21 protein-coding genes and 1 pseudogene are annotated in these 24,609 nt (G+C 60.0%); 12 read left to right on the plus strand and 10 right to left on the minus strand.

From position 1 onward, the window contains the following. The first annotated feature begins 392 nt into the window (after positions 1–392). A complete protein-coding gene (locus ACIQY3_RS00475; RefSeq protein WP_403016168.1) occupies positions 393–1,688 on the plus strand; it encodes a thiamine pyrophosphate-dependent enzyme in 1,296 nt (431 codons plus the stop codon). Between the two features lie 27 nt (positions 1,689–1,715). Continuing rightward, positions 1,716–1,868 (plus strand): annotated as a pseudogene (locus ACIQY3_RS00480) (twin-arginine translocase TatA/TatE family subunit); the annotation flags it as partial. Positions 1,869–1,876: 8 nt separating this feature from the next. On the opposite strand, the gene ACIQY3_RS00485 reads toward ACIQY3_RS00480, so the two are convergent. Further along, positions 1,877–2,743, minus strand: coding sequence for an XRE family transcriptional regulator (locus tag ACIQY3_RS00485; RefSeq protein ID WP_123512810.1), 867 nt, complete (start codon positions 2,741–2,743; stop codon positions 1,877–1,879). Between the two features lie 463 nt (positions 2,744–3,206). Here ACIQY3_RS00485 and ACIQY3_RS00490 point away from each other — a divergent pair, with 463 nt between their 5' ends. The 5 genes from ACIQY3_RS00490 to ACIQY3_RS00510 all read left to right on the plus strand — a co-directional run bounded on the left by ACIQY3_RS00490 (position 3,207) and on the right by ACIQY3_RS00510 (position 9,236). Then, entirely contained in the window at positions 3,207–4,376 is a 1,170-nt protein-coding gene (locus tag ACIQY3_RS00490; RefSeq protein WP_403016171.1) for a Gfo/Idh/MocA family protein, read from the plus strand. 73 nt (positions 4,377–4,449) lie between these two features. Continuing rightward, complete coding sequence (locus ACIQY3_RS00495; RefSeq protein ID WP_403016173.1) at positions 4,450–5,484, plus strand: glycoside hydrolase family 3 N-terminal domain-containing protein; 1,035 nt, start codon at positions 4,450–4,452, stop codon at positions 5,482–5,484. 2 nt (positions 5,485–5,486) lie between these two features. Further along, positions 5,487–6,509 (plus strand): glycoside hydrolase family 3 N-terminal domain-containing protein, encoded by a 1,023-nt coding sequence (locus ACIQY3_RS00500; RefSeq protein WP_403016175.1) that lies wholly within the window; start codon positions 5,487–5,489, stop codon positions 6,507–6,509. A 197-nt stretch (positions 6,510–6,706) separates the two neighbouring features. After that, a complete protein-coding gene (locus tag ACIQY3_RS00505; RefSeq protein WP_403016177.1) occupies positions 6,707–7,591 on the plus strand; it encodes a sugar phosphate isomerase/epimerase family protein in 885 nt (294 codons plus the stop codon). A gap of 58 nt (positions 7,592–7,649) precedes the next feature. Continuing rightward, positions 7,650–9,236: a GMC family oxidoreductase gene (locus tag ACIQY3_RS00510; RefSeq protein WP_403016179.1), complete on the plus strand. Its 1,587-nt coding sequence runs from the start codon at positions 7,650–7,652 to the stop codon at positions 9,234–9,236. A 167-nt stretch (positions 9,237–9,403) separates the two neighbouring features. Here ACIQY3_RS00510 and ACIQY3_RS00515 read toward each other — a convergent pair whose 3' ends face one another. Both ACIQY3_RS00515 and ACIQY3_RS00520 read right to left on the minus strand, forming a co-directional pair. After that, complete coding sequence (locus ACIQY3_RS00515) at positions 9,404–10,147, minus strand: hypothetical protein (protein ID WP_403016181.1); 744 nt, start codon at positions 10,145–10,147, stop codon at positions 9,404–9,406. A 355-nt stretch (positions 10,148–10,502) separates the two neighbouring features. After that, positions 10,503–11,408 (minus strand): LysR substrate-binding domain-containing protein, encoded by a 906-nt coding sequence (locus ACIQY3_RS00520; protein WP_403016183.1) that lies wholly within the window; start codon positions 11,406–11,408, stop codon positions 10,503–10,505. Between the two features lie 105 nt (positions 11,409–11,513). Here ACIQY3_RS00520 and ACIQY3_RS00525 point away from each other — a divergent pair, with 105 nt between their 5' ends. Together ACIQY3_RS00525 and ACIQY3_RS00530 are read left to right on the plus strand one after the other, a co-directional pair. After that, positions 11,514–12,854, plus strand: coding sequence for an MFS transporter (locus ACIQY3_RS00525; RefSeq protein ID WP_403016185.1), 1,341 nt, complete (start codon positions 11,514–11,516; stop codon positions 12,852–12,854). A gap of 26 nt (positions 12,855–12,880) precedes the next feature. Then, entirely contained in the window at positions 12,881–14,155 is a 1,275-nt protein-coding gene (locus ACIQY3_RS00530) for a glucarate dehydratase family protein (protein WP_403016187.1), read from the plus strand. A 96-nt stretch (positions 14,156–14,251) separates the two neighbouring features. On the opposite strand, the gene ACIQY3_RS00535 is transcribed toward ACIQY3_RS00530, so the two are convergent. After that, positions 14,252–15,178, minus strand: a complete 927-nt coding sequence (locus ACIQY3_RS00535; RefSeq protein ID WP_403016189.1) for a bifunctional 5,10-methylenetetrahydrofolate dehydrogenase/5,10-methenyltetrahydrofolate cyclohydrolase — start codon at positions 15,176–15,178, stop codon at positions 14,252–14,254. 263 nt (positions 15,179–15,441) lie between these two features. Then, positions 15,442–16,443 (minus strand): AraC family transcriptional regulator, encoded by a 1,002-nt coding sequence (locus tag ACIQY3_RS00540; protein WP_403016191.1) that lies wholly within the window; start codon positions 16,441–16,443, stop codon positions 15,442–15,444. Positions 16,444–16,655: 212 nt separating this feature from the next. Here ACIQY3_RS00540 and ACIQY3_RS00545 point away from each other — a divergent pair, with 212 nt between their 5' ends. Further along, positions 16,656–17,405 (plus strand): EAL domain-containing protein, encoded by a 750-nt coding sequence (locus ACIQY3_RS00545; protein ID WP_403016193.1) that lies wholly within the window; start codon positions 16,656–16,658, stop codon positions 17,403–17,405. 168 nt (positions 17,406–17,573) lie between these two features. Here ACIQY3_RS00545 and ACIQY3_RS00550 read toward each other — a convergent pair whose 3' ends face one another. The 4 genes from ACIQY3_RS00550 to ACIQY3_RS00565 form a co-directional block, all read right to left on the minus strand. Then, entirely contained in the window at positions 17,574–18,335 is a 762-nt protein-coding gene (locus ACIQY3_RS00550; RefSeq protein WP_403016195.1) for a hypothetical protein, read from the minus strand. 116 nt (positions 18,336–18,451) lie between these two features. Beyond that, positions 18,452–18,865, minus strand: coding sequence for a VOC family protein (locus ACIQY3_RS00555; RefSeq protein WP_163909400.1), 414 nt, complete (start codon positions 18,863–18,865; stop codon positions 18,452–18,454). A 232-nt stretch (positions 18,866–19,097) separates the two neighbouring features. Further along, positions 19,098–19,694, minus strand: coding sequence for a TetR/AcrR family transcriptional regulator (locus tag ACIQY3_RS00560; RefSeq protein WP_403016198.1), 597 nt, complete (start codon positions 19,692–19,694; stop codon positions 19,098–19,100). Beyond that, the gene (locus ACIQY3_RS00565; protein WP_403016200.1) at positions 19,681–20,532 is read right to left on the minus strand and encodes a 3-hydroxybutyryl-CoA dehydrogenase; all 852 of its coding nucleotides are present in this window, start codon (positions 20,530–20,532) and stop codon (positions 19,681–19,683) included. The genes ACIQY3_RS00560 and ACIQY3_RS00565 overlap by 14 nt, the downstream gene beginning before the upstream one ends. A 164-nt stretch (positions 20,533–20,696) precedes the next feature. Here ACIQY3_RS00565 and ACIQY3_RS00570 point away from each other — a divergent pair, with 164 nt between their 5' ends. Continuing rightward, entirely contained in the window at positions 20,697–21,737 is a 1,041-nt protein-coding gene (locus tag ACIQY3_RS00570; RefSeq protein ID WP_403017611.1) for an AraC family transcriptional regulator, read from the plus strand. Continuing rightward, positions 21,734–23,548, plus strand: a complete 1,815-nt coding sequence (locus tag ACIQY3_RS00575; protein WP_403016202.1) for an ABC transporter ATP-binding protein — start codon at positions 21,734–21,736, stop codon at positions 23,546–23,548. The genes ACIQY3_RS00570 and ACIQY3_RS00575 overlap by 4 nt, the downstream gene beginning before the upstream one ends. A 3-nt stretch (positions 23,549–23,551) precedes the next feature. On the opposite strand, the gene ACIQY3_RS00580 is transcribed toward ACIQY3_RS00575, so the two are convergent. Continuing rightward, positions 23,552–24,502, minus strand: coding sequence for an alpha/beta hydrolase (locus tag ACIQY3_RS00580; protein ID WP_403016204.1), 951 nt, complete (start codon positions 24,500–24,502; stop codon positions 23,552–23,554). Positions 24,503–24,609: the final 107 nt, after the last annotated feature.

Genomic DNA, 24,609 nt, shown 5'->3' on the forward strand with positions numbered 1-24,609 from the left:
GGTGCAGCGGGCATTGCGCAGTTGACCTCCACTGATCCGATTGACTCTTCCTTGGCTGGGCGGCGCCGCTTTCCCCGGGTTGTGAGGTCAAGCCTTGAAGCGGCGCGCCCAGCGCTTGATAGGCTCGGCTTGTTGTTTTCATGGATCGAGTATTGGCCTGGCAGGCAGAGCACTCAATTTCGCAGCATCTTTAAAAGCGACGCACACTGACGCATCAAAGTGACCTAATCGGCGCAGCAGACTCCCCCTAACCATAGTTCTCCCTGAACGGGTGAGGGGGATCGATGAGCTGCGTCAACCTGCGTCTCTTTTGCCGGGTGTGCGAAATTGAGCCGGGGCGGCGGCGGGCGAATACTCCAATCGTGATCCTGAGATTTTGATTGGAGTGTCCTGTGAAACTCACTGGCGGCCAGATTGTGGCGAAAGCGCTGAAAGCGAACGGTGTCGACTACGTGGCCGGGATGCCGGGTGACGGCGCGTGGGCATTGGTGGAAGCCTTGCTGACGGCCGGCACCGACATCCCGTTCATTCAAGTGATGCAGGAGCAAAGCTCGGTGCATCTGGCCGATGGCTATTTCCGCGCCTGCGGTCGTCCCATGGCGGTCCTGCTGCCCGTCCCGCCGGCGATTTCCAAAGCTCTGGGCGCGATGGCGGCGGCGTTGGCGGATTCATCGGCGATGCTGGTTATCAGCGGTGACGGTGTTTTGTTTGACCAGCACACTCCCACAGGTGATCTGTGCCAGGCCAAGTGTGGGAGCGGGCTCGCTCGCGAAAGCGGAGTGTCAGGCGATATTGATGTTGGATCTGCCGGCGTCTTCGCGAGCAAGCCCGCTCCCACAGGGGGGCTGGCGCCCGGCATTACCAAAGCGCATGTGCAGGTCTCGGCGATTGAACAGTTGCCGGCAGCCCTGCGTCGGGCGTTCGATACGATGTTGAGTGGCCGAGCCGGACCGGTCAGCCTGGAGATTGCCCACGCGGTGCAGAGCGCTTCGCTGGACGTCAGCCTGGCGCCCGCCACGTTACGGGCGACCAGTGAAATGCAACGGCTGGATCCCCGACTGAAAACCGCCGCGCCGGGTGAACATCCCGCACCGCACTGGATCGACGACGGCGTCAGCGATGTTCCGGTCTTGACCGTTCACAAACCCTTGGCCGAATTGCGCGCGGTGCTGGAAAGCGATGCGCTGCTGGTGATCGGCGCAGGGCGCACCCAGGCCATCGCGCGGGAGATGTTCGCCCACGACGATCCCGGCAATCTTCTGTGTACCGGCGGTGCCGGCACGTTGGGTTGGGCGGTGCCGGCGGCCATCGGCGCAAAGCTCGCCATGCCGGCGCGTCAGGTGGTGTGCGCCGTGGGCGACGGGGATTTCCTGCAGTCGATGCAGGAGATGGCGGTGTGCGTGATGCACAGCATTCCCGTGGTGTTCCTGGTGTTTAACAACAGTGGTTACGTGTCATTGAGCGATGTGCAGGTCCCGGTGGTCGAGCAACATCGCGCCGGCGAATTCAATTTGCCGGACGGCAAACCCTACTCGCCGGACTTCGCCGGCATTGCCAGGAATTTCGGTCTTGACGCGTGGCGGGTCGAGCACGCTTCACAACTCAATCCCACCTTTATCAAGGCCCTGAACAGCAAGGGTCCGTCGTTGGTCGAGGTGATCACGGCGCGCGGTTCGCGGGTGAATTAATCAACGGGTCTACAGAGGAATCAGGCGATGGGCATTTTGGACTGGAAGCACTGGATCGTCATGCTGGTGGTGGTTGTGCTGGTCTTCGGCACCAAGAAACTGAAGCACCTGGGCACCGATGTCGGTGAATCCATCAAGGGCTTTCGCAAAGCCATGAATGACGATGAAAAGGGCGGTGAGCAACCGCCTCAGTCCTGACCGCCCCACACGATGGTCGCGTTGTCGCCGGTCATGTATTCGCGCACTTCCAAGGGTAAAGACTGGTCGCTGGGCAGCACGGCGGTGGCGTTGCGCAGGTGATGCTTGCGGATCTTGCCTTTATCCACCAAACCCAGCGCCATTCGGGTAGAGAAGGGCTGGCGGAAAGACGAAGACGCCACGCCGGTGACCAGGCCATACAGGAAGCGGATCGGTCGGCGATGCTGTGGAGTCAGGATCGAAAACGTCATCTCGTTGCGTTGCTTGCCTTCAAAGTCCACCAGGAACAAACGGTCCCCGAGCAACAGACAAAAACCGTGATAGGTGAACGAGTAGCCAATCTTGCCGCTGCCATCGAGCAACGGGAAACGCTCAACCGTGACGTACTGCACCATCGAATCGGCGCGATACAGGCACGTGACGGAACGCAGGATCCGGCCCTTGTAGATCGATGAGTTGTGGTAGCGGTAATAGACGCCCAGATAGTCTTCAAGCAGATCCGCCGACTGCTTGGCCAGCGGCAGGAAATGATTGAATTGCGCCGAGGCGCGCAAGTCTGTCGGCAGCTCGTTTTCATACCCTTCGTAGAACTTCTTGAACTCGGCGGGCGGGCGAAACAGGTCCTCGGCTTCCATCATGAAATAGCGGCCGATCTTCTGCAGGATCTTCTGCGAAGGAACGTGCTGGCCCACCAGGTATTTGTTGAACTGCTGGCGATTGACGTCGACCTTGCGGCACATGTCAGCTACCGACCGGCAGGACTCCACCAGCGTACTCAGGTTCTTTTGCACATTGGCCTGCAAGTCACTGCGAACCTGCTGTCGCTCGGGGTGCGAGGTGGCGGCAGTCAACGACATGGGGGGCTGATCTCCTCGGCTGGGCATTGTTATCTCGATGGGGTCTGGTTAATTAAGTGGCAGGTTATAAAAGTTATAGCGCAGTTATCGAAATAACCCTTTGCTTAACCACAAGTGCTTGAATTCGTTGTTATTAATCCAAGCATGTTTTATGCCGGTTTATTCAATTCCAAGGGTTCTTTTATAAACAGCTGAATACGGCGTGTTTTCGGCTTGGTTGGCTCTGATAAGACTGGATCATCGTGGCCGGACGGGCCAGTCCACAGCCTTCGGGTTACTCCCGACCACAGCCAGTAACACATTGATTTTTCGTGGGTAACAACTGATGTTGCTTCGTCTTGAAGATACTGTTTGGCGGCCAGGGTGCTTCAGTGCGCGTCATGTATTGAAGAAGTGCGAAATGGAGATAAAAAGAAGCCCCGCTGATACTTCATGGAGCACTCATTAGTGGAGTCTTCAAGCGATGGCAAGATTAACCGGCGACATTCCAGGGCAAAGGCGTTTCAAGGTCGGCATGGTCGGCGGCGGGCAGGGCGCTTACTTCGCCAGTTATCATCGAGCGGCCATGCGCTTGTGCAATCGCTTCGAGATGGTCGCCGGCGCCTTCTCTTCGGACGCGGACAAATGCCGTGAGGCCGGCGCGGCGTTCAATCTTGAGGACGACCGGATTTACCTGTCATTCGCGGACATGGCCGCTGCCGAATCCCGGCGTCCGGACCCCATCGATGCGGTGGTCATCGTCACGCCCAATCACCTGCATTTCGAACCGTGCCGACTGTTCCTTGAGGCCGGGATCCCGGTGATTTGCGACAAGCCGCTGGTCAATGACCCGCAAGAAGCCTTTGAGTTGGCGCGCATTGCCGAGCTGCACAATACGTTTTTCGCGGTGACCTACACCTATCAGGGCTATCCCATGGTCAGGGACGCGCGCAGTCGGATCCAGGCCGGGGAATTGGGTGAAATCCGCTTCATGTATGTCGAGTATTTGCTGGAATGGCTGGCGCCGGGCGTGGAGGGATTGAGCAAAAGCCTCGCGTGGCGTGGCGATCCGGAGAAGGCCGGCCCGACCGGCGCGCTGGGCGATGTCGGGACTCACGCGTTCAATATGCTTGAGTTCCTTTCCGGGCAACGCTGCACGAATCTGAACGCCAAGTTGACCACGGTCGTGCCCGGTTGGGGCCTGGACGACACCTGTGTGGTGCAACTGGAATTTGCAGGTGGCGCAGACGGTTTGCTCTGGGCCAGTTTCGCCGCGCCGGGGCATCGCAACGGGTTACGGTTCAAGATCATTGGCAGCAAGGCGTCGCTCGAGTGGTGCCAGGAGTCACCGGAAACCTTGCTGTTTACGCCTATCGACGGCGCCGACCGCATCTACCGTCGCGGCCAGAGCGACAACTCGGTCCAGACGTTGACCTTCACCAGCCTGCCCGCAGGCAATACCGAAGGCTATCTGGAAGCGCTGGCGGTTTTGTATGCCGATTTCGCCGATGCCCTCGACGCTGGGGCAGGGTGGCGCACGGCGACGACCGTGCCGTTGCCGGATATTCACGAGGGCGTGCGCGGCGTGCTGTTGTCCCAGGCCTGTGTCGAATCCAGTCAACGGCGAGCCTGGGTGGTTTTTCCAGAACAGTAAATCCGTTGGCTCAAAACGCGATCACGATAAAAAAGTCGAGCGTTCCGCTCAAAAACTGTGTTGAGGAAAAGCGATGTCTAGCGAACTGCATCAAGCTGCGTATTCCGTCCTGCTGCCCGCGTTCGGGGATCTGCACCTGGACGACAACGTCCGTCGTTATTTGAGCCGTGGCGGCGTTTCCATTTTGCTCGGTGAAACCCGGGACGAGTACGTCGGCCGGGACATGAGCCAAGCGCGCAAGGGCACTGAAACCCAGGCCGACTTCATCGACATCGCCGCAGAGGCGACGGCGTTGGCCGGGGCGCCCGTATTGATTGCGGTGGATCAGGAACTCGGCGGCATCGAGCGCCTGCATCAATTGGTGCCGGCCATTGCGTCGAGAGCACAGCTCAAGGGCCTCAGTGCGCAAGCCATCGAGCAACGCAGTTTTGAGATGGCCACCGTCGCGCGGGGCCTGGGCGTCAATCTGTTCCTGGCGCCGATTGTCGATGTGGTCACGGGCGCCAACCCGTGGTTGCACAACCGTCACTTGGGGGCTGATCCGGTGGAAGTCAGCCGGGTTTCCTGTGCCTTTATCCGTGGGGTCCAGCGTGCCGGGGTCATCGCCACCGCCAAGCACTTCCCCGGTCATTACGTCACTGAAAACGATCCGGCCATCGCCGAAGCTACGGTTCCGGGGCCGCTGGAATTGCTCAATGACAACCTCGACGTGTTCAAACAGGTCATCGCCACCGGCGTGCAAGCGGTGATGCCCGGGCCGGCGGTTTTTCCGGCCATCGACCCTGATCACTCCGCCTCGACCTCGGCGAAAGTCATCGGGGTTTTGCGTGACACTCTTGGTTTTGGTGGCTTGATCATTTCCGATGATCTGGATGCGGTGTCCATCCTCCGGGGTCATTCGATCACCGACACTGCCGTCGCTTCGCTGGCGGCGGGCGCGCATTTGTTGCTGGTGTCCAGCGAGTCGGGACTGGATGCCATCGCCGAGGCGATTGTCGCAGCGGTTCAGGAAGGCACGCTGGATCGTCAGGTGCTGTTGGACGCGGCCACCAAGGTTCGCGAACTGGCAGCGGCAAATCACGACCAACACATCTCCCGTCGGGGTTGACCATGAGCACCCTTGAAAGCAAGGCATTCAGCGTCCTGTTCCCGGTGTTGCTCGACCTGGACATGAACGACAGCGTGCGCCGTTTTCTCGGCAGTGGCGGGCGCAGCCTGCTGTTCGGCGAGACCGCGCAGGAGTATGTCAGCGGCAAAATGAGCGCGAGTCGCCTGCAAGCGGAAACCCTGGAAAAGTGGCAGCGGTTCACCGGCACGGCCAGGGAACTGGGCGGTCCGTTGCTGCTCGCGGCGGATGCGGATATCTCCGCGGTGCACCGTTTGCAAGGGATAGCGCCGGCGCTGCCCGAGCCGGAGCGGGCCAGGGCGATGGATGTGATCGAGCTTGAAGAGGCGTGCTTTCAAGTCGCGACCGCCGTGCGCAATGCCGGGGTGAATCTGCTGCTGTCGCCGACCGCCGATGTGGTGGGCGGCACCAACGTCTGGTTGCGGGGGCGCACGCTCAGCGATGATGTCGAGCGCGCGGCTGCGATGGTCGGCGCTTACGTTCGCGGCGTGCGTCGGGCCGGGCTGGCCAGCACGCTGAAGCATTTCCCCGGGCATCCAGTGCTGCTGAATCAACCGGCCACGGAGGTGGCGGTGGTCAACGAGTCGCTGGATCAACTGCGCGCCTACTGGCCTGCGTTTCAAGCCGGGGTGAATGCCGGGGCCGACGCGGTGATGATGGGGCCGGCGATTTTTGCCGCGTGCCAGCCGCCGGTTGCCGCGTCGCTGTCTCCCGAATTGATCGGTTTGCTGCGTCAGGAACTGGGGTTCAAGGGCCTGGTCATGACCATTGACCTCGACCACCGCTCCACCCTCGGCGACTTGTCCCTCGGTGAAGTCGCGGTGGCGGCGCTGAACGCGGGGGCGGATCTGTTGCTGGTTTCCGCCAAAGCGATGCCGGAGATGCCGCAGATCGTTCGCGCCATCACCGCGGCCATCGCTCAGGGCACCTTGCCGGCGGAGCGACTGGACGCAGCTGCAATAGCCGTCTCCACATTGGCCAACCGCCTCGCGATTTCAACCCTATAACCCCTGTGGGAGCGGGCTTGCTCGCGAAAGCGGTGTGTCATTTAGCCTAAGTGTTGACTGATCGGACGCATTCGCGAGCAAGCCCGCTCGACACCTGACGCAGCAACTGCGTCAGGTTGCGCCGCATTTGCCGCGAGTGCGAAATAACCGCCGGAACCCTATCGCTCTACACTGGATGCCAACGGTAGGAGCCTTATATGCACACTCAAAACAACATCCTGGCCTTGCACTCCACAGTCGCCAAACATTCGACCCTGGCGATCGACATCGACATCGCAAAGACCGTCGGTTTCGATGCGCTGGAAATCTACAGCGGCAAACTGGAAGCCTATTTGCAGGCCGGTCATTCCGAATCGGAACTCAAAGCGTTGCTGAGCAACACCCACGTCACCGGGATCGGTTACTTGCGGGATATCGAACGCCAGGGCGCCGAACGCGACGATTTGTTGAAGGAAGCAGAACGCCTGTTTCAACTGGCCCACCTGGTCGGCGCCAAGGGTGTGCAAGTGCTCACCGGGCCGATCAACGTGCAAGCGGTGATCGATTTTCAGCAACACGGCAGCAGTACTCATTACAGCGGTTTGCTCGGGCACGATGAAGCCGAACAATTTGCGTTGACCGCCCACAACCTGGCGCTGCTGGCGGACCTGGCCAAGCAATACGACGTCCTGCTTTATCTGGAAGCGTTGTCGTGGACGCCGTTGAACACCCTGGCGCACCAACTGCAGCTGATCGATCGCACCGAACGCAGCAACGTCAAAATGGTGATCGATTACTGGCATTGCTTTACCTCCGGCGTCAGGCCCGAAGACATCGCGCGCATGAACAAAGACGTGATCTACGGCGTGCATGTGTGTGACTCGCTGCCGTTTGCCGGTGGCATTCCCAATGAAGACCTCCTTCGGGACATCCCGACCGGGCGCGGGATCTTGAACCTCGCCGAGTGGACGGACGCGGTGAAGGCCACCGGTTACGACGGCTGGTGGAGTTGCGAGTTGTTCTGCAAGAAACAGCAGCAGCAAAACAGCTATGAGGTCGCGAAAGAGCTGAAGGCGCTGTTAGTCAGCCTCGTTGGTCGATAAAGCGCCGTTCCCACGGATTAACCACTCCCTCGTTACCTCATAAAAGGTCTTAAGCGTCATGGTGGATTTCATCGTAATCGGAGGCGGCTCGACGGGCTGCACGGTGGCATCGAGACTCAGCGAAGATTCGTCTGCGTCGGTGGTTCTGTTTGAAGAGGGGCCGCGCGACCGCAACCCCTACATCCATATTCCCGGCGCCTACTACAAGACGGCGCAAGGTCCGCTGCTCAAGCGCTATGCCTGGGAGCCCACCGAAGATCAACGCCGCACCGAAACGCCGACCATGGTCCAGGCCAGCGTGCTGGGGGGCGGGAGTTCGGTCAATGCGATGATTTACATCCGTGGCGTCCCCGCCGACTACGACGGTTGGGCCGAGCAGGGCGCAACCGGTTGGTCTTACAAAGACGTATTGCCTTACTTCAAGAAAGCCGAGGACAACGAGCGTTTCTGCAACGACGTCCACGGCGTGGGTGGGCCGTTGGGTGTGTCTGATCCGATCAATATTCACCCGCTGACCAAAGTGTGGCTGCGCGCTTGCCAACAGTACGGCTTGCCCTACAACGAGGATTTCAACTCGGGCAAACCTGAAGGCTGCGGGCTGTATCAGATCACCGCCAAGAATGGTTTTCGCAGCAGTGCGGCCGTGGCCTACCTGGCCCCCGCGAAGTCGCGCAAGAACCTGACGGTCAAGACCGGTTGCCGTGTGATCCGCATCCTGACTCAGGGCGACAAGGCCATTGGCGTGGAATACATCGAGAAGGGTGTGCGCCAGGTGATGCATGCCGAAAAGGAAATCGTCCTGTCGTCCGGCGCGATCAACTCACCTCGCTTGTTGATGTTGTCCGGCATTGGCCCCGCTGCGCAGCTTGAAAAGCATGGCATCAAAGTGATCAAGGATTTGCCCGGCGTGGGGCAGAACCTCCAGGACCATATCGAAGTGTCGCTGGTTTATGAGTTGACCGGCCCCCACAGCTACGACAAGTACAAAAAGCTGCATTGGAAGATGATGGCGGGCTTGCAATATGCGTTGTTCCGGCAAGGCCCGGCAGCGTCCAACCTGATCGAGGGCGGGGCGTTCTGGTGGGGCGACAAAGCGGCCACCAATCCGGATATCCAGTATTTCATGGTGGTGGGCGCCGGGATCGAAGAAGGCGTTGACTCCGTTCCCGGTGGCAACGGCTGCACACTCAACCTGGGACAGATCCGGCCGAAATCCAGAGGTTACGTCGAGCTATATTCCGCAGACCCGATGTCGCCGCCACGGATCGTGCCCAACTATTTCTCCGACCCTTATGACATTGAAAGCCTGGTAGACGGTTGCCTGGTGGGCGAGGAAATCATGTCCCAGGCAGCCTTCAAGCCTTACCTGGCGCGGCGTCATGTGCCGGACGCAACCGTCACCTCGCGAGCGGCCATGAAGAAGTTCTGCCACGAAGAAGCCCACGCTGCGTTGCATCCGTCCGGCACCTGTCGCATGGGCGTGGATGAGCGTTCGGTGGTCGGCCCGGACCTGAAGGTGCACGGCATTGAAGGGCTGCGGGTGGCCGACGCATCGGTCATGCCGACGTTGATTTCAGGCAACCCCAATTCGGTGTGCATCATGATTGGCGAGAAGGCGGCGGATATGATTCGAAGTGGTCGATAGGCGACCAATGGTGTTTTAGCTGGACAAACCATCAACGCCAGGCCTCAACCCGTTGAAGTGTGGCGTTGATGGTTTGTCGGATTGGCTGGGGACGGTGTTTACCGAAGCGGGGTGAGGTCGTGGTTACTCAAAGCCCGATTTCAGGACTAAACAAATGTTGTGATCCGTCACTCACCTTGAGTTCGCCGGGAAATCTTTGTTTTCATCGCTTTGATCAACCAGCCGATTAACGGAATCAGAATGGCGGCCCATAACCACTGCCAATTATTTTCGACAAAGTACTTAATCCGCTGAGTGGCCGTAACCTCTACAACAATTTCTTTTTCAAATGTTCTGATTGATTTTTGGAGCGTTGAACCGTCGACACTCAAAATTGCGGTCAGTGTTAAATAAAGTGTTTGGCGTCCTTCACTGGTAGGGTGAACGGACCATTTCCATTCCGTAATACCCTGATTGGCCACGATCTGCTGTTCTGGAGTGATGCTCTTTATTGAGTAATTTTCTCCAATGAGCTTCGCTTCCATTAACTTGGAGACCTTGACGGTCGCGTGTTCCTTTTCTCCAGGGGCCGAGACGATTGACTCAAGCATCTCGGCAGTTTCCGCAAGACTCATCACCAGTTGGATTTCAGTCGTATCTTCGGCGTTCAGATGAGAGGGCGCGTTAAATACGATAGATGCGGACGCCAGCCTTTCCAGAACCCGGTCCATCGCCAGGAAGTCGGGGGCCGCAGGATCGGTAGAAGGTGTGCCTGTTCCGGGATTAGGCTCAACAGGGTCTTCAATCGATGTCGGGGCGGGGGCGGGATAAGGGCGCCCTGCCTGAAGTGACAATACTTGATAGAAAGTAAAAAATATCAAGAGTAGGGCACCTAGCAGTATTCCACCCCGAACTACGTTCTTGGTTTTCACAGGATATCCGTCTCCGCTTTCTCATTCGGGGGTGTCGATTATCGTTGATTGATGCATTCGACAGTTTTGATAATCAGCACAACGCTTACCCATGCACCGGACCGAGAAAGTATTAAACGGCTTTTCATTAATACGCTCGTTGGCCTGTCGAAGCTTAGCTGTGCAAAGGAAAACTTCCACTTCAGACGATCTATGAAGCGCTACCGCTTTCCGGACAGGATGATGACCCCTAAGTAGCATCCACGGCTCACAATGCCTACGCTTCACGACGTCAGGATTACCACCGCTATCAGTTGTTAATACCTGAGCCCGATCTGCAACAATTGGGCTTTTTCTTGCCTGCGGAAAACTGCATTCACGGCGCGCCCCAACCTTCCCGGACCGCCCGTCGAATCCCCTCCAGCAACATGGCAAACGCCGGGTTGTCGTTGTTCTCGCGCCAGATCAGATGCAGCTCGCTTTGCACGCCTTCCCCCAGGTCGATATCGCGAAACACCACGTTCTTGAACACCACGCTTGAAGCGCAGCGCGGCACCAGGGCCAGGCCCATGCCGGCGTTGACCAGCGCCAGGATGGTCAGGGATGAACCCAGCCATTGCACGTATTCCGGGGCGACGCGGGCCGAGCGCAGCATACCGGTCAGCAGTTCGTTAAACGGCGGGTAGGCGGCGTGGGAGTACATTAGGAAAGGTTGGGCGTCGAGGTCTTGCACGGACACGCTGTCGGCGCTGGCCAGCGGATGATTGCTCGGCACCGCCAGGAGAAACGGCTCGCGCACCAGGCATTCGGTGGCGTAGCCCGGTTCCAGCAACGGCGCGCGGACTATGCCCAAGTCGATACGACGGGCGCGCAGGGCTTCGTGCTGCTGATAGGTGTTCATCTCCGACAGATCGATTTTCACATGAGGCTGCTTGAGCCGTGCTTCGGCGATGACCTTGGGCAGGAATTCATACACCGCGCTGCCGACGAAACTGATATTGACCGTGCCGATATCCCCTTCGGCAAAGCGTCGAGCGGTGACCGCCGCTTGCTGCGCGCGCTCCAGCAGGTTCTGCGCTTCGATGAAGAACGCGCGCCCGGCGGCGGTCAGGGCGACGCTGCGGGTGGTGCGGGTGAACAACTCGACACCCAGGTGATGCTCCAACAGTTGAATCTGTCGACTGAGCGGCGGTTGGGTCATGTTCAAGCGTTCGGCGGCGCGACGGAAATTCAGTTCGGTCGCCACCGTAGTGAAGCAGCGCAGCTGGGTGAGTTCGAACATTGATCTAATCCAGGTATCAATCGAATGCCAAGTTAGATTAGACGGGATCAATTGCGCCGTCCATGATCGGTTCGTCCCCAAAAAAACAAGATCGGGAGTCGCCCCTTGAATACCCTCCAGAGTTCGCCGGAACCCACGGTACTCGCCCGTGCCGCCGCGAAAGTGAAGCGCCACGTGCTGCCGCTGTTCGTGGTCATGTTCATCGTCAACTACATCGACCGGGTCAACATCGGTTTCGTGCGCAGCCACATGGAGACAGACCTCGGCATCGGTGCAGCGGCTTATGGTTTGGGCGCCGGTTTGTTTTTCGTCGGTTACGCGCTGTTTGAAGTACCGTCCAACATGCTGCTGCAGCGTTACGGCGCGCGGGTCTGGCTGACGCGGATCATGTTCACTTGGGGCGCCGCCGCGATGGCGATGGCCTTCGTCAAAGGTGAAACCAGTTTCTATGTGCTGCGCTTTATCCTCGGCGCGGCAGAGGCCGGGTTCTTCCCCGGCATCATTTATTACTTCACCCAGTGGCTGCCGGCGTCTGAACGTGGCAAGACCATGGCGGTATTCCTCAGCGGTTCGGCGATTGCCTCGGTGATTTCCGGCCCGGTCTCCGGCGCATTGTTGAACGTCAACGGCTTGAACCTGCATGGCTGGCAGTGGATGTTCCTGATCGAGGGCTTCGCTTCCATCGTGCTGTGCGGTTTCGTCTGGTTCTGGTTGCAATCCCATCCACGCGAGGCGAAATGGCTGAGCGACGAGGAGCGGGGCGCGCTGATTACGGCCATCGCTGAAGAACAGCAAATCCGCGAAGCCGCGAAAGGGCCCGCGCCGTCGATGTTCAAGCTGTTGGCGGACCGGCAGATTGCGCTGTTCTGCTTCATCTACTTCTCCATCGCCCTGACTATCTACGGCGCCACGTTCTGGCTGCCGAGCATGATCAAGAAGATGGGCAACCTCGGCGACTTCCAGGTCGGCCTGTTCAATTCGGTGCCGTGGATCATTTCCATCGTCGCGATGTACGGCTTCGCGGCAATGGCCAGCAAATGGAAATTCCAGCAGGCCTGGGTCGCGCTGACCCTGGTGATCGCGGCGTTCGGCATGTTCATGTCCACCACCGGCGGCGCCTTTGTCGCGATCTGTTTTGCCGCCATCGGCTTCAAGGCTGCGTCGGCACTGTTCTGGCCGATTCCGCAAAGTTATCTGGATGCGCGAATCGCGGCGGCGGTGATTGCGCTGATCAATTCCATCGGCAACCTCGGCGGTTTTGTCGCGCCGACGGCGTTCGGCTTCCTCGAGCAATCCACCGGTTCAATCGAAGGTGGCTTGTACGGTTTGGCGGCGACTTCGCTGGTGGCCGCCGTGGTGATCTTCTTCGCTCGCACCACCCCGAAAGCCGGCACGCCAACCCCGCGCAACGACGTCGTGGTGCCGAGCCACGCCGCTTCACATTAAGACTTGGATAATCGGAGCCTGACCCTTTGAAAATCACACGAGTGACCGTGACCCCCATCGCCTTCCGCGATCCGCCACTGCTCAACGCCAGCGGCATTCACGAACCCTTTGCGTTGCGCTCGATCATCGAAATCGAGAGCGACAACGGCTACATCGGCCTCGGCGAGAGCTACGGCGATGCCCCGGCGCTGGCGATCCAGATGCAACTCAAGGATCAACTGATCGGCCTCGACCCGTTCAACCTCAACCAGTTACGCGCCATCGTGCAAGCGACCGTGGCGGCCAACAAAACCACCAGCATTGCCGGTGCGGAACTGGCCCCCGGTTCCCACGCCAGCAAAGCGGTGAGCAACGCCTATTCGGCGTTTGAAGTGGCGTTTCTCGACCTGCAGGCGCACTCCCTGAATGTGCCCTTGGTGGACCTGTTGGGCGGGGCGATTCGCGATGAAATCCCGTTCAGCGCCTACCTGTTTTTCAAGTACGCGCAGCACATCGATTCACCCTACAAGCCGGACAGTTGGGGCGAGGCGCTGAACGAAGAACAGATCGTCGCCCAGGCGCGGCGGATGATCGAAACCTACGGCTTCAAGAGCATCAAGCTCAAGGCTGGCGCGCTGGAACCGGAACACGAAGTGGCGTGCATCAAGGCCCTGAAAAAAGCCTTTCCTGGTTATCCGTTGCGCATTGACCCGAACGCCAACTGGTCGCTGGAAACCTCGATCCGCATGGCCGAACTGCTGGGTGATGACCTGCAGTATTACGAAGACCCGACGCCGGGCCTGGAAGGCATGTCCGAGCTGCACAAACGCACCGGCCTGCCGCTGGCGACCAATATGGTGGTCACCGATTTCGATGAGTTCCGCCGCAGCGTCGCATTGAACAGCGTGCAGATCGTGCTCGCCGATCACCACTACTGGGGCGGCCTGCGCGACACCCAGGCCCTGGCGAAAATGTGCCAGACCTTTGGCCTGGGCGTGTCCATGCATTCCAACTCGCACTTGGGCATCAGCCTGATGGCGATGGCCCATGTGGCCGCGTCGGTGCCGAATCTGGATTACGCCTGCGACACCCATTACCCGTGGCAGGAACCGGACGAAGAGGTGATCAAGGGCGGCAAACTGCCGATCGTGGATGGCTGCGTGAAGATCACCCGTGCGCCGGGTTTGGGGTTGGAACTGGATCATGATCAGCTGGGCAAGTTGCATGATCAGTACCTGACCTGCGGCATTCGCCAGCGCGATGATGTGAGGCAGATGCAGCGTTACAAGCCGGAGTGGAAGACGGTTAAGCCGAGGTTTTGATTCCTGAGTGAAAACCTGTGGCTGGCGCCGGACCTTGTGGCGAGGGAGCAAGCTCCCTCGCCACAAGGTCTGGTGTTTGCCACAGATTAGCGTCAGTCAGTTGATATCCGAATCACACCCATCCGGATCTGACTCACGGGCCAGTGCTGCACGCTGTAACTGGGCGGCGATCAGCGTGTTCTTCAGCAGATAAGCAATCGTCATCGGCCCCACGCCACCCGGCACCGGCGTGATCGCACGGGCAACGGTCCGCGCACTGGCGTAGTCGACATCGCCCACCAAGTGGCTGCCGGATTCATCGATCACGCGATTGATCCCGACGTCGATCACTACCGCTCCAGGCTTGAGCCAACTGGCATCGATCAAGTGCGGCCGACCCACCGCCGCCACAACAATGTCCGCCAATCGACACAGCGCCGGCGCATCGACGCTGCGCGAGTGCACCACGCTGACCGAGCAATGAGCCTGCAACAGCAACGTCGCCATCGGTTTGCCGACAATGTTCGAGCGGCCGATAACCACCGCGTGCAAACCGCTGATGTCGCCGCAAGTCTCCTTCAGCAGACGCATGCAGCCGCTCGGTGTGCAGGGCGTCAGCACGTCCATGCCTTGCACCAGGCCGCCGACGTTTTCCCGATGAAAACCGTCGACGTCCTTGATCGGGTCGATGGCATGGATCACCGCCGCTTCGTCGATATGCCCCGGCAACGGCAACTGCACCAGAATGCCGTTCACCGAAGCATCGGCGTTCAGTTGCGCAATCTGTTCGAGTACCTGCGCCTGGCTGGCGGTGTCCGGCAGACGGTATTCGAGGGAGCGAATCCCGACTTCCTTGGCCCGCAGCAATTTATTGCGCACATACACATGGCTGGCCGGGTCATCGCCGACCAGCAGGACGGCCAAAGCGGGATAAATCTGCTGCCCGGCCAGGGCCAGAACCTCTTCCCGAACCTCGTCGAGCACTTGGGCGGAGATGGCTTTACCGTCGATATCCCGGGCCAGGGTGGGGGTACTGCTGATCAAATGCGTCACCGTCGTCATTGAAAGAGCAGGGCGCAGGTTACCAGTGGAGGGTGGCCGTCGACCACCGGCAGCGGATGGACAGGTTGTCGCGGCGGATGAAGCGCTGCAAAACAACTGTGGGAGCGAGCCTGCTCGCGAATGCGGTCTGTCATTCAACGTAGATGTCGACTGACCCGACGCTTTCGCGAGCAAGCCCGCTCCCACAGTTGATCTCTGTTGTTTATCGGCCAGGTGTTCACAACAAATCCCCTGTGGATGGCGGATCAGGACGCCTGCCGATACCGCCCTGGCGTCATCCCGAACCAGCGAATGCACGCCTTGTGAAAACTGCTCTGATCCCGAAATCCCAGCAACGCACCGATGTACTTCACGCTGCGCGCCGAGTTGCGCAGGAAGTTGTGCGCGAGCATCAACCGCGCTTCATCCTGCAATGCCGAGAAGTGCATGTCTTCATTGCTCAAGCGCCGTTGCAAACTGCGCGTGCTGACGCCGACAACCTGGGCAATCTTGTCCAGATCACTGGGCACGCCCTGGGCCAGGCGTTCGGACAACACCCGTCGCACCCGCGCGGTCATCGAGCCGTTGAGCAGCACGTTCAAGCGTGCGCGAGCGTATTCGACATGCAGCACATCCAGCGCGGGGTCGGCGGTGGGCAGGGCAATCGCGCAGTCGTCCTTGCTGAACGTCAGGCTGTTGTACGCCGCGCCGAACATCAGGTTGCTGCCCAGCAGCCGTTCCAGCCGAGAGGTGTCAGCGGGCTCGGGGTAGGTGAACGTCGCCGCCAGCGGATGGGGTTTGTGCTTGGGCAACAGCCAGTGCACCAAGCCCAGGGTTTGCGCGGCGCCGGCGTCGATAAACGGGCGAGGGGTCAGCGACGGCTCGATGCTGATGTCGAAACCGATCAGCTTCAGCGCCTGGGGCTTGTGGTCCAGGCACATATAAAACCCATTGCTGATCAGCGAGTGATAGTCCACCAGCCGTTGCAGTGCAGTGCCTAGCGTGGCGCATGACATCACCGCGTAACCCAGCACCTCCAGATTAGCCGGGTGCGCCCGGGTATACGCCAGCAGGCCGATGTCCGGGTCACCGGTGTGCTTGACCGCTTCTGCCATCACCTTATAGACCAACTCCAGCCCGACACCCTTTGGGTTTGCAAAGACTTCCTCGTCACTGTCGAACTGCTTGAGCAAGGCGTTGACGTTCGCCCCTCCGTCGGTCAGGACATCGGCAAGCACCCTAAAACTGGCGCTGGTCATTCTGTGCATAGTCTTTCCTGAGGTGATGGCTAAGTGATGTCGCGCTAGCCGGCGCATGATCGCAATAAACAAATGATCGCAGTCGATAAACGGTATGTGCACGTTTCCAAGGACAAGCGAAAGGTATCCGGGAACACTTCCTGAGGGCTGGGCGAGCGTCGATTATGGCCGGCAGTCAACGCTCAACCGCGGCCGGCCGCCGCTTTGTCTACGGATATGACATGCACAGAGTCAGAAGCTTTTATCGAGAGTTGGCACAGGGCCGGTTGGTGTTGGCGTTTCAGCCAGTGGTCTGGTTGCCCGACAGCAGTCGGGTGCTGTACCAGGAAGGGTTGTTGCGCCATATCGATGCCCAGGGCGAGGGCGTCTATCCCTTCGCCATGCTGGAGAAACTTCAATTGATGCGCGAGCTCGACCGTAGCGTGGTGCACAGCGTGATCGAGCGCCTGCTGCAAAACGAACACCTGCGCCTGGGCTGCAACATCTCCGCGCAAAGCGCCATTGTCGATGGTCACTGGCGAGACATCCTTACGCAACTGCGCGACGCGCCCTCAGTGGCCGCGCGACTGGTGATCGAAATCACCGAAAGCGCCACACCGCCGAGCATCTCGGCCGCCATCGAGTTCGTCCTGTGCCTGCGCGAACTGGGTTGCCGGGTGGCCATCGACGACTTCGGCGCGGGCCTCGGCACCCTGGAATTCATCCGCCAGACTCGCCCCGACATCGTAAAAATCGACCAGGGCTACCTGCAACGCGCGCGTCTGGAAACCAACAACGCCCAGACCCTCGGGCACCTGGTGCAACTGTGCAAGACCCTGGCGCCGTGCGTGATTATCGAAGGCATCGAGTCTGAAGCTGATCGAGCGTTGGGCACGGCGTGCGGCAGTGAGTGGGGGCAGGGGTATTTGTTCGGTCGGCCGCGGATGGATGCGTTGGGCGAACAGTGTGTGGTGGAGTCGATGGCGTTGTAGGGAAGGATCTTCAAGGGCCTTTGTGGCGAGGGGGCTTGCCCCCGTTGGGCTGCGAAGCGGCCCCCGGCATTTTGTCAGTGACACTGTGCAAGCCGACTTCACGACTGCTTCGCAGCCGAACGGGGGCAAGCCCCCTCGCCACAAAGACGGTGTCCAACTTGGTCATCCTCACTGCCCTAACCGCTCCATCGTATGCACCATCGGCTCCAGCGACACACTGATCAACCCGTCCAGCGGTCGATTCAATTCCTCAACCAGCAAGATCGTCGCCGCCGTCGACGCGGCGCAGAGCATCAACACCACCACAATCGTGCCATTGCGCGGGGCGAACAAGCCGAACGAGCCGAAGATGATCGACAGCCAGGTGATGAGGATTACCAGCATCACCGGCGGGATCGATTGGTTAGCCTGCAGCATGGTCAGCCAGCGGGCGGCGAATACGGCGTCCATCGTTTGGATCGCCGAGGCCTTGAGGGTGCGTTGGGTGTCGGTGGCGGGGGACAGCGCGGCGACTTGTTGTTGCAGCGCTTCGGAACGGTTGATGGCTTCGGGGCTGTCGAGCAAGGCGAGGCGGGACGGCTCCCGCGAGGCGAGGACTTGCACGATTTCGGCGTAATTGTGTTTGAGTTGCGTGCGGATTGGCTGGGTGTCCGGGCCATAGCGTGCCAGCACACGATCGAACTCGACGACCTTGGCCGCCGCGCTTTCCAGTTGGGTGTTGGTGGTTTCGAACGTGCCTTTGGCCGAAGAAACCAGCAAGCCCAGCACCAGCGCCGACATGGTCGCGATCAGGCCGGTGGCGAGTTTCAGGACAGCGACGGAGTCATCGCTCAGGTGATGCGAGGGCAAGCGCTGCCGCACATACGAGCCCACCAGTGCGCTGCCGAACAGGCAGGTGAACACGATCAGTGCGATCAGCAGATGATTCATTCAACCTCCGTTGACGCGATGCGGAGCGGCGTGTTGAAGGTAGCAGACGAAAAGGGACTTACCAGAGAGCCCAACCCTTCAAGGCTGGGCTTTTTTGTGCCTGAAGCAAATAGTGCTTATTGATCCTTCTCGCAATTCACCATCCACGCCACGCCAAACCGATCCACCAACATTCCAAACCGTGCCGCCCAGAACGTCGCTTCCAGCGGCATTTGCACGGTGCCGCCGTCCGCCAGTGCGGCGAAGACACGCTCGGCTTCGGCGATGCTGTCGACATTCAGCGAAATCGAGCAGCCGCTCATGTCATCGGTCGGGCGGTCGGGTGTGGTGTCCGAGCCCATGATCGCCTGGTCGCCCACCGACAGGCGAGTGTGGATGATCAGGTTGTGATAGTCCGCCTGTACGTGATCCTTGGCCGGGGTTTCGCCGAAGGTCATCATGGCGTCGATGGTGCCGGGCAGGGCCTTGGCGTAATAAGTGAACGCGGCTTTGCAGTCGCCGTTGAAGATCAGGTAGGGATTGATTTTCATGTTGTACTCCCGGTAACCGAGTCTGGCTGGAGGCCACGACGGCCGCCAGCTTCAATGGGGTTTGACCTCAAATAGCAAAGCGTTAGAGGGCAACTCTTGCCGGGTTTATTCAGACGTTTTTTCTATAGATAAGTCGCGGCTTATTGCCCGATCAATCGACGATGACGGGTTCATCGCCAATGCAGACCTTCAACTGCTGAGCGGCCTTGTTAAAGGGGTGAACGTCCAGGCTTCAGGCCACTGCTCGCGGGGTCAAGGGACGCAGCAAACGCTCGACGGCGCCACTCACCAGGTTTTCCAGCAATTCATCCCGCTCGGCGTCCGCCAATGGATGCTGCATCAGCCAACCGGGCGCGCTGTTGAGCAAGTTGGCAATCGCGTGAGCGACGGCCAACTGCGCCGGTTCATTGAACCGGGATTTACTGCCGAGCATCTGCAACAGCGTGCGTTCGTATTGCTCGCGCAATTGCCGGACCCGCGCCTGCTGATCGTCATTCAGGCAACCGCTGTCCCGCTCGGCCAGACGAAAATGCCAAGGCATTTCCCGATGCAGATTCAGGTGCGCGTGAATCAGTCTCGGCAGCATGTCGCGCCTGGTCTTTTTCTCGATGCGCCCAAGTGTGGCCAGCAGCTCTTCGTAGAACTCTTCAATCAAGTCCGCCAGCAAGTGCTGCTTGCTCGGGTAATGGTGATACAACGAGCCCGGGGCCAGCCCCAGGCAGGTGGCGAGTTCGCGCATGCCGACCTGGCCGAAACCCTTGCTGGCGAACAGCTCCAGCACTTTGTCCCGGTACTCGGCGAAGCGCGAACAACGCTCAGGCATAGGCATGGAAGCCGCGCCCCGTTTTGCGTCCCAGGTAACCGGCGGCGACCATTTCCTTGAGCAGCGGCGCCGGGCGATATTTACTGTCGTTGAAGCCGTCGTAAAACGCTTCGAGAATCGCCAGCACGGTGTCCAGGCCAATCAGGTCGGCCAACGCCAACGGGCCGATCGGCTGGTTGCAACCCAGGCGCATGCCGGCGTCGATGTCGTCCGCCGTGGCCAGGCCTTCCTGAAGCACCAGGATCGCTTCGTTGATCATCGGCACCAGAATCCGGTTCACCACAAAGCCCGGGCGGTTGCCGGCGGTGATCGCGGTTTTACCCAGTGTGGTGGCCATGTCCAGCGCCAGGGCGTGGGTCGCGTCGCTGGTTTGCAGGCCGCGAATCACTTCGATCAGCCCCATCACCGGCACCGGGTTGAAGAAGTGCAGGCCGATGAAACGCTCGGGCTGGCTGACGCTGGCAGCGAGTTGGGTAATCGACAGCGATGAGGTGTTGGACGCAATCACGCATTCGGTACTGACCTGCGCGGCAATCTGTTGCAGCACCCGCAGTTTCAGGTCGAGGTTTTCCGTGGCGGCTTCGATCACCAGTTGCACGTTTTGCAGGCTGCCGTAGTCGGTGCTGGTGCGGATTTTGTCGAGGGCGGCGAGCTTTTGCTCTTCGGTCAAGGTCGCTTTGGCAATCTGCCGATCCAGGTTTTTGCCAACGGTCGCGACAGCCTTTTGCAGGGCGCTTTCGCTGATATCGATCAAGGTCACGTCGAAGCCGGCCACCGCGCAGACCTGCGCAATCCCGTTGCCCATGGTGCCCGCGCCAATCACGCCGATGTGTTGCAGATTCATGCTTGAAATCCTTGCGATCAAACCTTCGATACCTTGGCCGCCATAACGGCCGAAGGCGTACTATGGCGCGAGTCTAGAGCCGGCAGGGCGCTTGTCCTATGCCGCAACTGTTCAACGGCAGTGGTGTTTTTTGCCATTCGGGCGATGGGGAGAAAAGCGTTCACATGCGGGAAAAGGATTCAGTGGCAGCCTACTTCGTGCGGGCGATGATCCATCGGCTGGAGGACAATCCTCAGCGCCTGGCGGCCGTGCTGGAACAGGCCAATATCGCCCCGGCGTTGCTCGATCAGCCCACGGCCCGGGTGCCGGCCAATGCTTTTGCTGCGTTGTGGCTGCTGCAGATTCGCGAACTCGACGACGAGTTCTTCGGCCTCGACAGCCACGGCATGCCACCGGGCAGTTTCGCCCTGATCTGCCGCGCGCTGATCCAGGAACCCGACCTGCACAAAGCCATGCGCCAATGCCTGGCCAACTTCGCCCTGTTCCTCCACGACTTTCGCGGCACGCTGACCGTGCGCGGCAAGCGCGCAGTCATCAGCCTGCAAAACCGTTCGACCGACAACGACGTCAGTCGCCTGGGCGAAGAAACCTTTCTGGTGCTGATGATCAGCCTGCTGTGCTGGCTCGGCGGACGGCGCATCCCCATCGACCGCGCGGATTTTCGCCACGGGCGCGTTTCCCTGAGCGACGACCGGCTGCTCTGGGGCCCCAACCTGACCTTCGGCACCGAACGCACCGAAATCGAATTCGCCAGCCATTACCTGCGCCTGCCCGTCGTTCAGGACCTGGCATCGTTAAAAGTGTTTTTACGCACTGCACCGCAATGGCTGGTGATCCGCTTCCGCAACCAACACGGTCTCGCGTCCCAGGTTCACCAACGCCTGCGCAACAGCCATTACAGCCAATGGCCCACCTTGCAAGCCTTCGCCCTCGAACAACACCTGAGCCCCAGCACCTTCCGCCGCAAACTGGAGCGCGAGGGCTGCTCGTATCAGGAGATCAAGGACGAAGTGCGCCGTGGGGTGGCGTTTGAGCAGTTGCGGCATGGCAAGGCGAGTGTGGGGGATATTGCCGAGCAGTTAGGGTTTCAGGAGGCGAGTGCGTTTCACCGGGCGTTCAAGAAATGGACGGGGGAGAGTCCGGGGCGGTATCGGGCGCGGTTTCAAGGGGAGTCTTCCAGGCCGTCGACGGAGCGTGCCGAATGAGTCTGGCAGTCAATCGTTTCGCCTCACTACTCGACCAGGCAAGACGCGCCTTGCTACTGGTCTGGGGCACCTCCCGCGGATTATTTCTCGGCCTGGTCCTGGCCACCCTGATCGCCGGTGTCCTCCCGGCGCTGGCTGCCTGGATCGGCCAGCGCATCGTCGACGCGGTGGTCACCGCCATGCAGTTGCACACGCAGCAGGGCAGTGCGCCGTTGTGGCCGGTGGTGCGTTATGTGTTGTTCGAGGCGGGGGTGTTGGCGTTGTTGTCCGGGACGCAACGGGCATTGTCGGTTCAGCAGTCGTTGTTGCGGGTGCAGTTGGGGCAGAAGGTCAACACGATGATTCTGGAGAAGGCCCAGACGTTGTCGTTGGTGCAGTTCGAGAATTCGGAGTTCTACGACAAGTTGGTGCGGGTGCGGCGCGAGGCTTCGACCCGGCCGTTGGCGTTGGTGATGAAGTCGTTGGGGCTGATTCAGAACCTGATTGTGCTGATCAGTTTCGGCGTGCTGCTGGTGCATTTTTCCCCGTGGGCGCTGGTGTTGCTGGTAGTCGGTGCGTTGCCGGTGTTTTTTGCCGAGGCGCATTTTTCAGGGGATGCGTTTCGGCTGTTCACCCGGCGGGCGCCGGAGAGTCGGCAGCAGAGTTACATCGAGACGCTGCTGTCCCACGAGGGCTACATCAAGGAGGTCAAGCTGTTCGGCTTTGCGCCGTTGTTGTTGAAGCGGTATCGCGAGACATTTGCCCGGCTCTACGCCGAAGATCGGCGCCTGACCCTGCGCCGGGATGGCTGGGGTTTTGTGCTCGGTCTGCTGGGCACCGGGGCGTTTTATCTGGCGTATGCGTGGGTGGTGGTGGACACAGTTCACGGCAATATCAGCCTCGGTCAGATGACCATGTACCTGGTGCTGTTCAAGCAGGGACAAACCGCCGTCAGCAGCAGCCTCAGTGCGATCAGCGGTCTCTACGAAGACGGTCTGTACCTGTCGGCCCTTTACGAATATCTGGCCGAGCCGGTGGTGAGCGATAACGGCAACCTGACCGAGGGCGCACTGCCCGGCGATGGTCTGCGGTTCGAGAACGTCGGGTTTCGTTATCCGGGGGCCAGTCGTGCGGCGCTGGAAGGCATCGACCTGCACCTGGTGCCCGGTCGCAGTGTGGCGCTGGTGGGGGAGAACGGCTCGGGCAAGACTACGTTGATCAAGTTACTGACCCGGCTCTATCGCCCCGATCAGGGCCGGATTCTGCTGGATGGCAGCGATCTGAATACCTGGGAAGAAGATGCGCTGCGGCGGCGCATCGGCGTGATTTTCCAGGACTACATTCGCTACCAGTTCTCCGTGGGCGAGAACATCGGCGTCGGCGATACCCTGGCCTTCGACGATGAACAACGCTGGAAAGCCGCCGCCGCCGAAGGCATGGCCGCGCCGTTTATCGAAGGGTTGGATCGCGGTTATGCCACGCAACTGGGGCGCTGGTTTGCTGGTGGCCAGGAGTTGTCCGGCGGGCAATGGCAAAAGATTGCCTTGTCCCGGGCCTATATGCGCCGCGACGCCGACATCCTGATTCTCGACGAACCGACTTCAGCCCTCGACCCGGCGGCGGAAGCGGCGGTGTTCGAGCATTTCAGCGAGCACACCCAGGGCCGTATGACCTTGCTGATCTCCCACCGGTTTTCCAGTGTGCGCAACGCCGACCACATCATCGTGCTGGATCAAGGGACGATTCTGGAGCGCGGCGATCACGACAGACTGGTGGAGGCGGGTGGGCGTTATGCGCAGTTGTTCGATTTGCAGGCCCGGGGTTACCGCTAGGCCTTACGTCTCTGGCGAACTTCGATTCACCGCGGCAACCTGGGCAGGCTTGGCTTTCATCAGATTTTCGATGGCCTGGCGATACTGACTGCCGCCCAGGCTCATGCTGTTGTTGTGGGTGCCACCGGGAATCAGCAACAGGCGCTTGGGTTCGTTGGCGGCATTGAACAACTGCTGGCTGAAGCGCGACGGCATGAACGTATCGGCCAGCCCGTGGACCACCAGCAATGGCATGTCGATGTCGGTGATCTTGTCGATGGAATCGAATTTCTGCGACAGCAGCCAGCGCACCGGCAGGGATTTCACCGGCAGGTTGCTGTCGGCCACTTGTGCGACGGCATCCCCCAGCGTGGTGAAGGTGGATTCGATTACCAAGCCGCGCACCGGCACGGGGACGTGGTCTTTTTTCGCCTGGGTTGCCAGGTCGGCCGCGAGGTCGATGGCCACTGCGCCACCCAATGAGTGTCCGTAGATCAGGCGTTTATTCGGGTCCGGTTGCATCGACGTGAAACGCTCCCAGGCGACGCGGGCGTCTTCGTAAACGCTGGCTTCCGACGGCAAATCCCCTTTGCTTTGGCCAAACCCGCGATAGTCGATGGCCAGCACCGAATAGCCCATGGCACGCAATTGCTCGATGCGGAATGCCTGGCCGGTGAGGTTCCAGCGCACGCCATGCAGGTAAAGAATCGACGGCGCATCCCGGCGCGCGGCCGGCCACCACCAGGCATGCAGGTTTTGACCGCCCTTGAAGCTGGCAGGCTTGATGTCGAACTCCTGAACGTCCCGGGGCAAGCCGTGATACCAGCCCGCCGTGCCCGGCTCGATACGAAACAGCAACTCGCGCTCTTTGTACTTGAGCACCCCGCAACCCACCGGCAGACCGACGATCAACAGCGCCATGCACAGCAACGGCAACCAGCGCCGGCTCAAGCGGCTCATGAGGGTAGAAAACATGCAGCGGTCCAGTCGAACAGGGGAAAGCACGGGTTTTAACAGATGCACGCCAGGGAGGGGAATTATTTCGACAGCCGTGTGTTGCACGGTGTGATTCACAACCCCGA

This window comes from Pseudomonas sp. NPDC096950, assembly GCF_044762525.1.
Taxonomy (GTDB): Bacteria; Pseudomonadota; Gammaproteobacteria; order Pseudomonadales; family Pseudomonadaceae; genus Aquipseudomonas.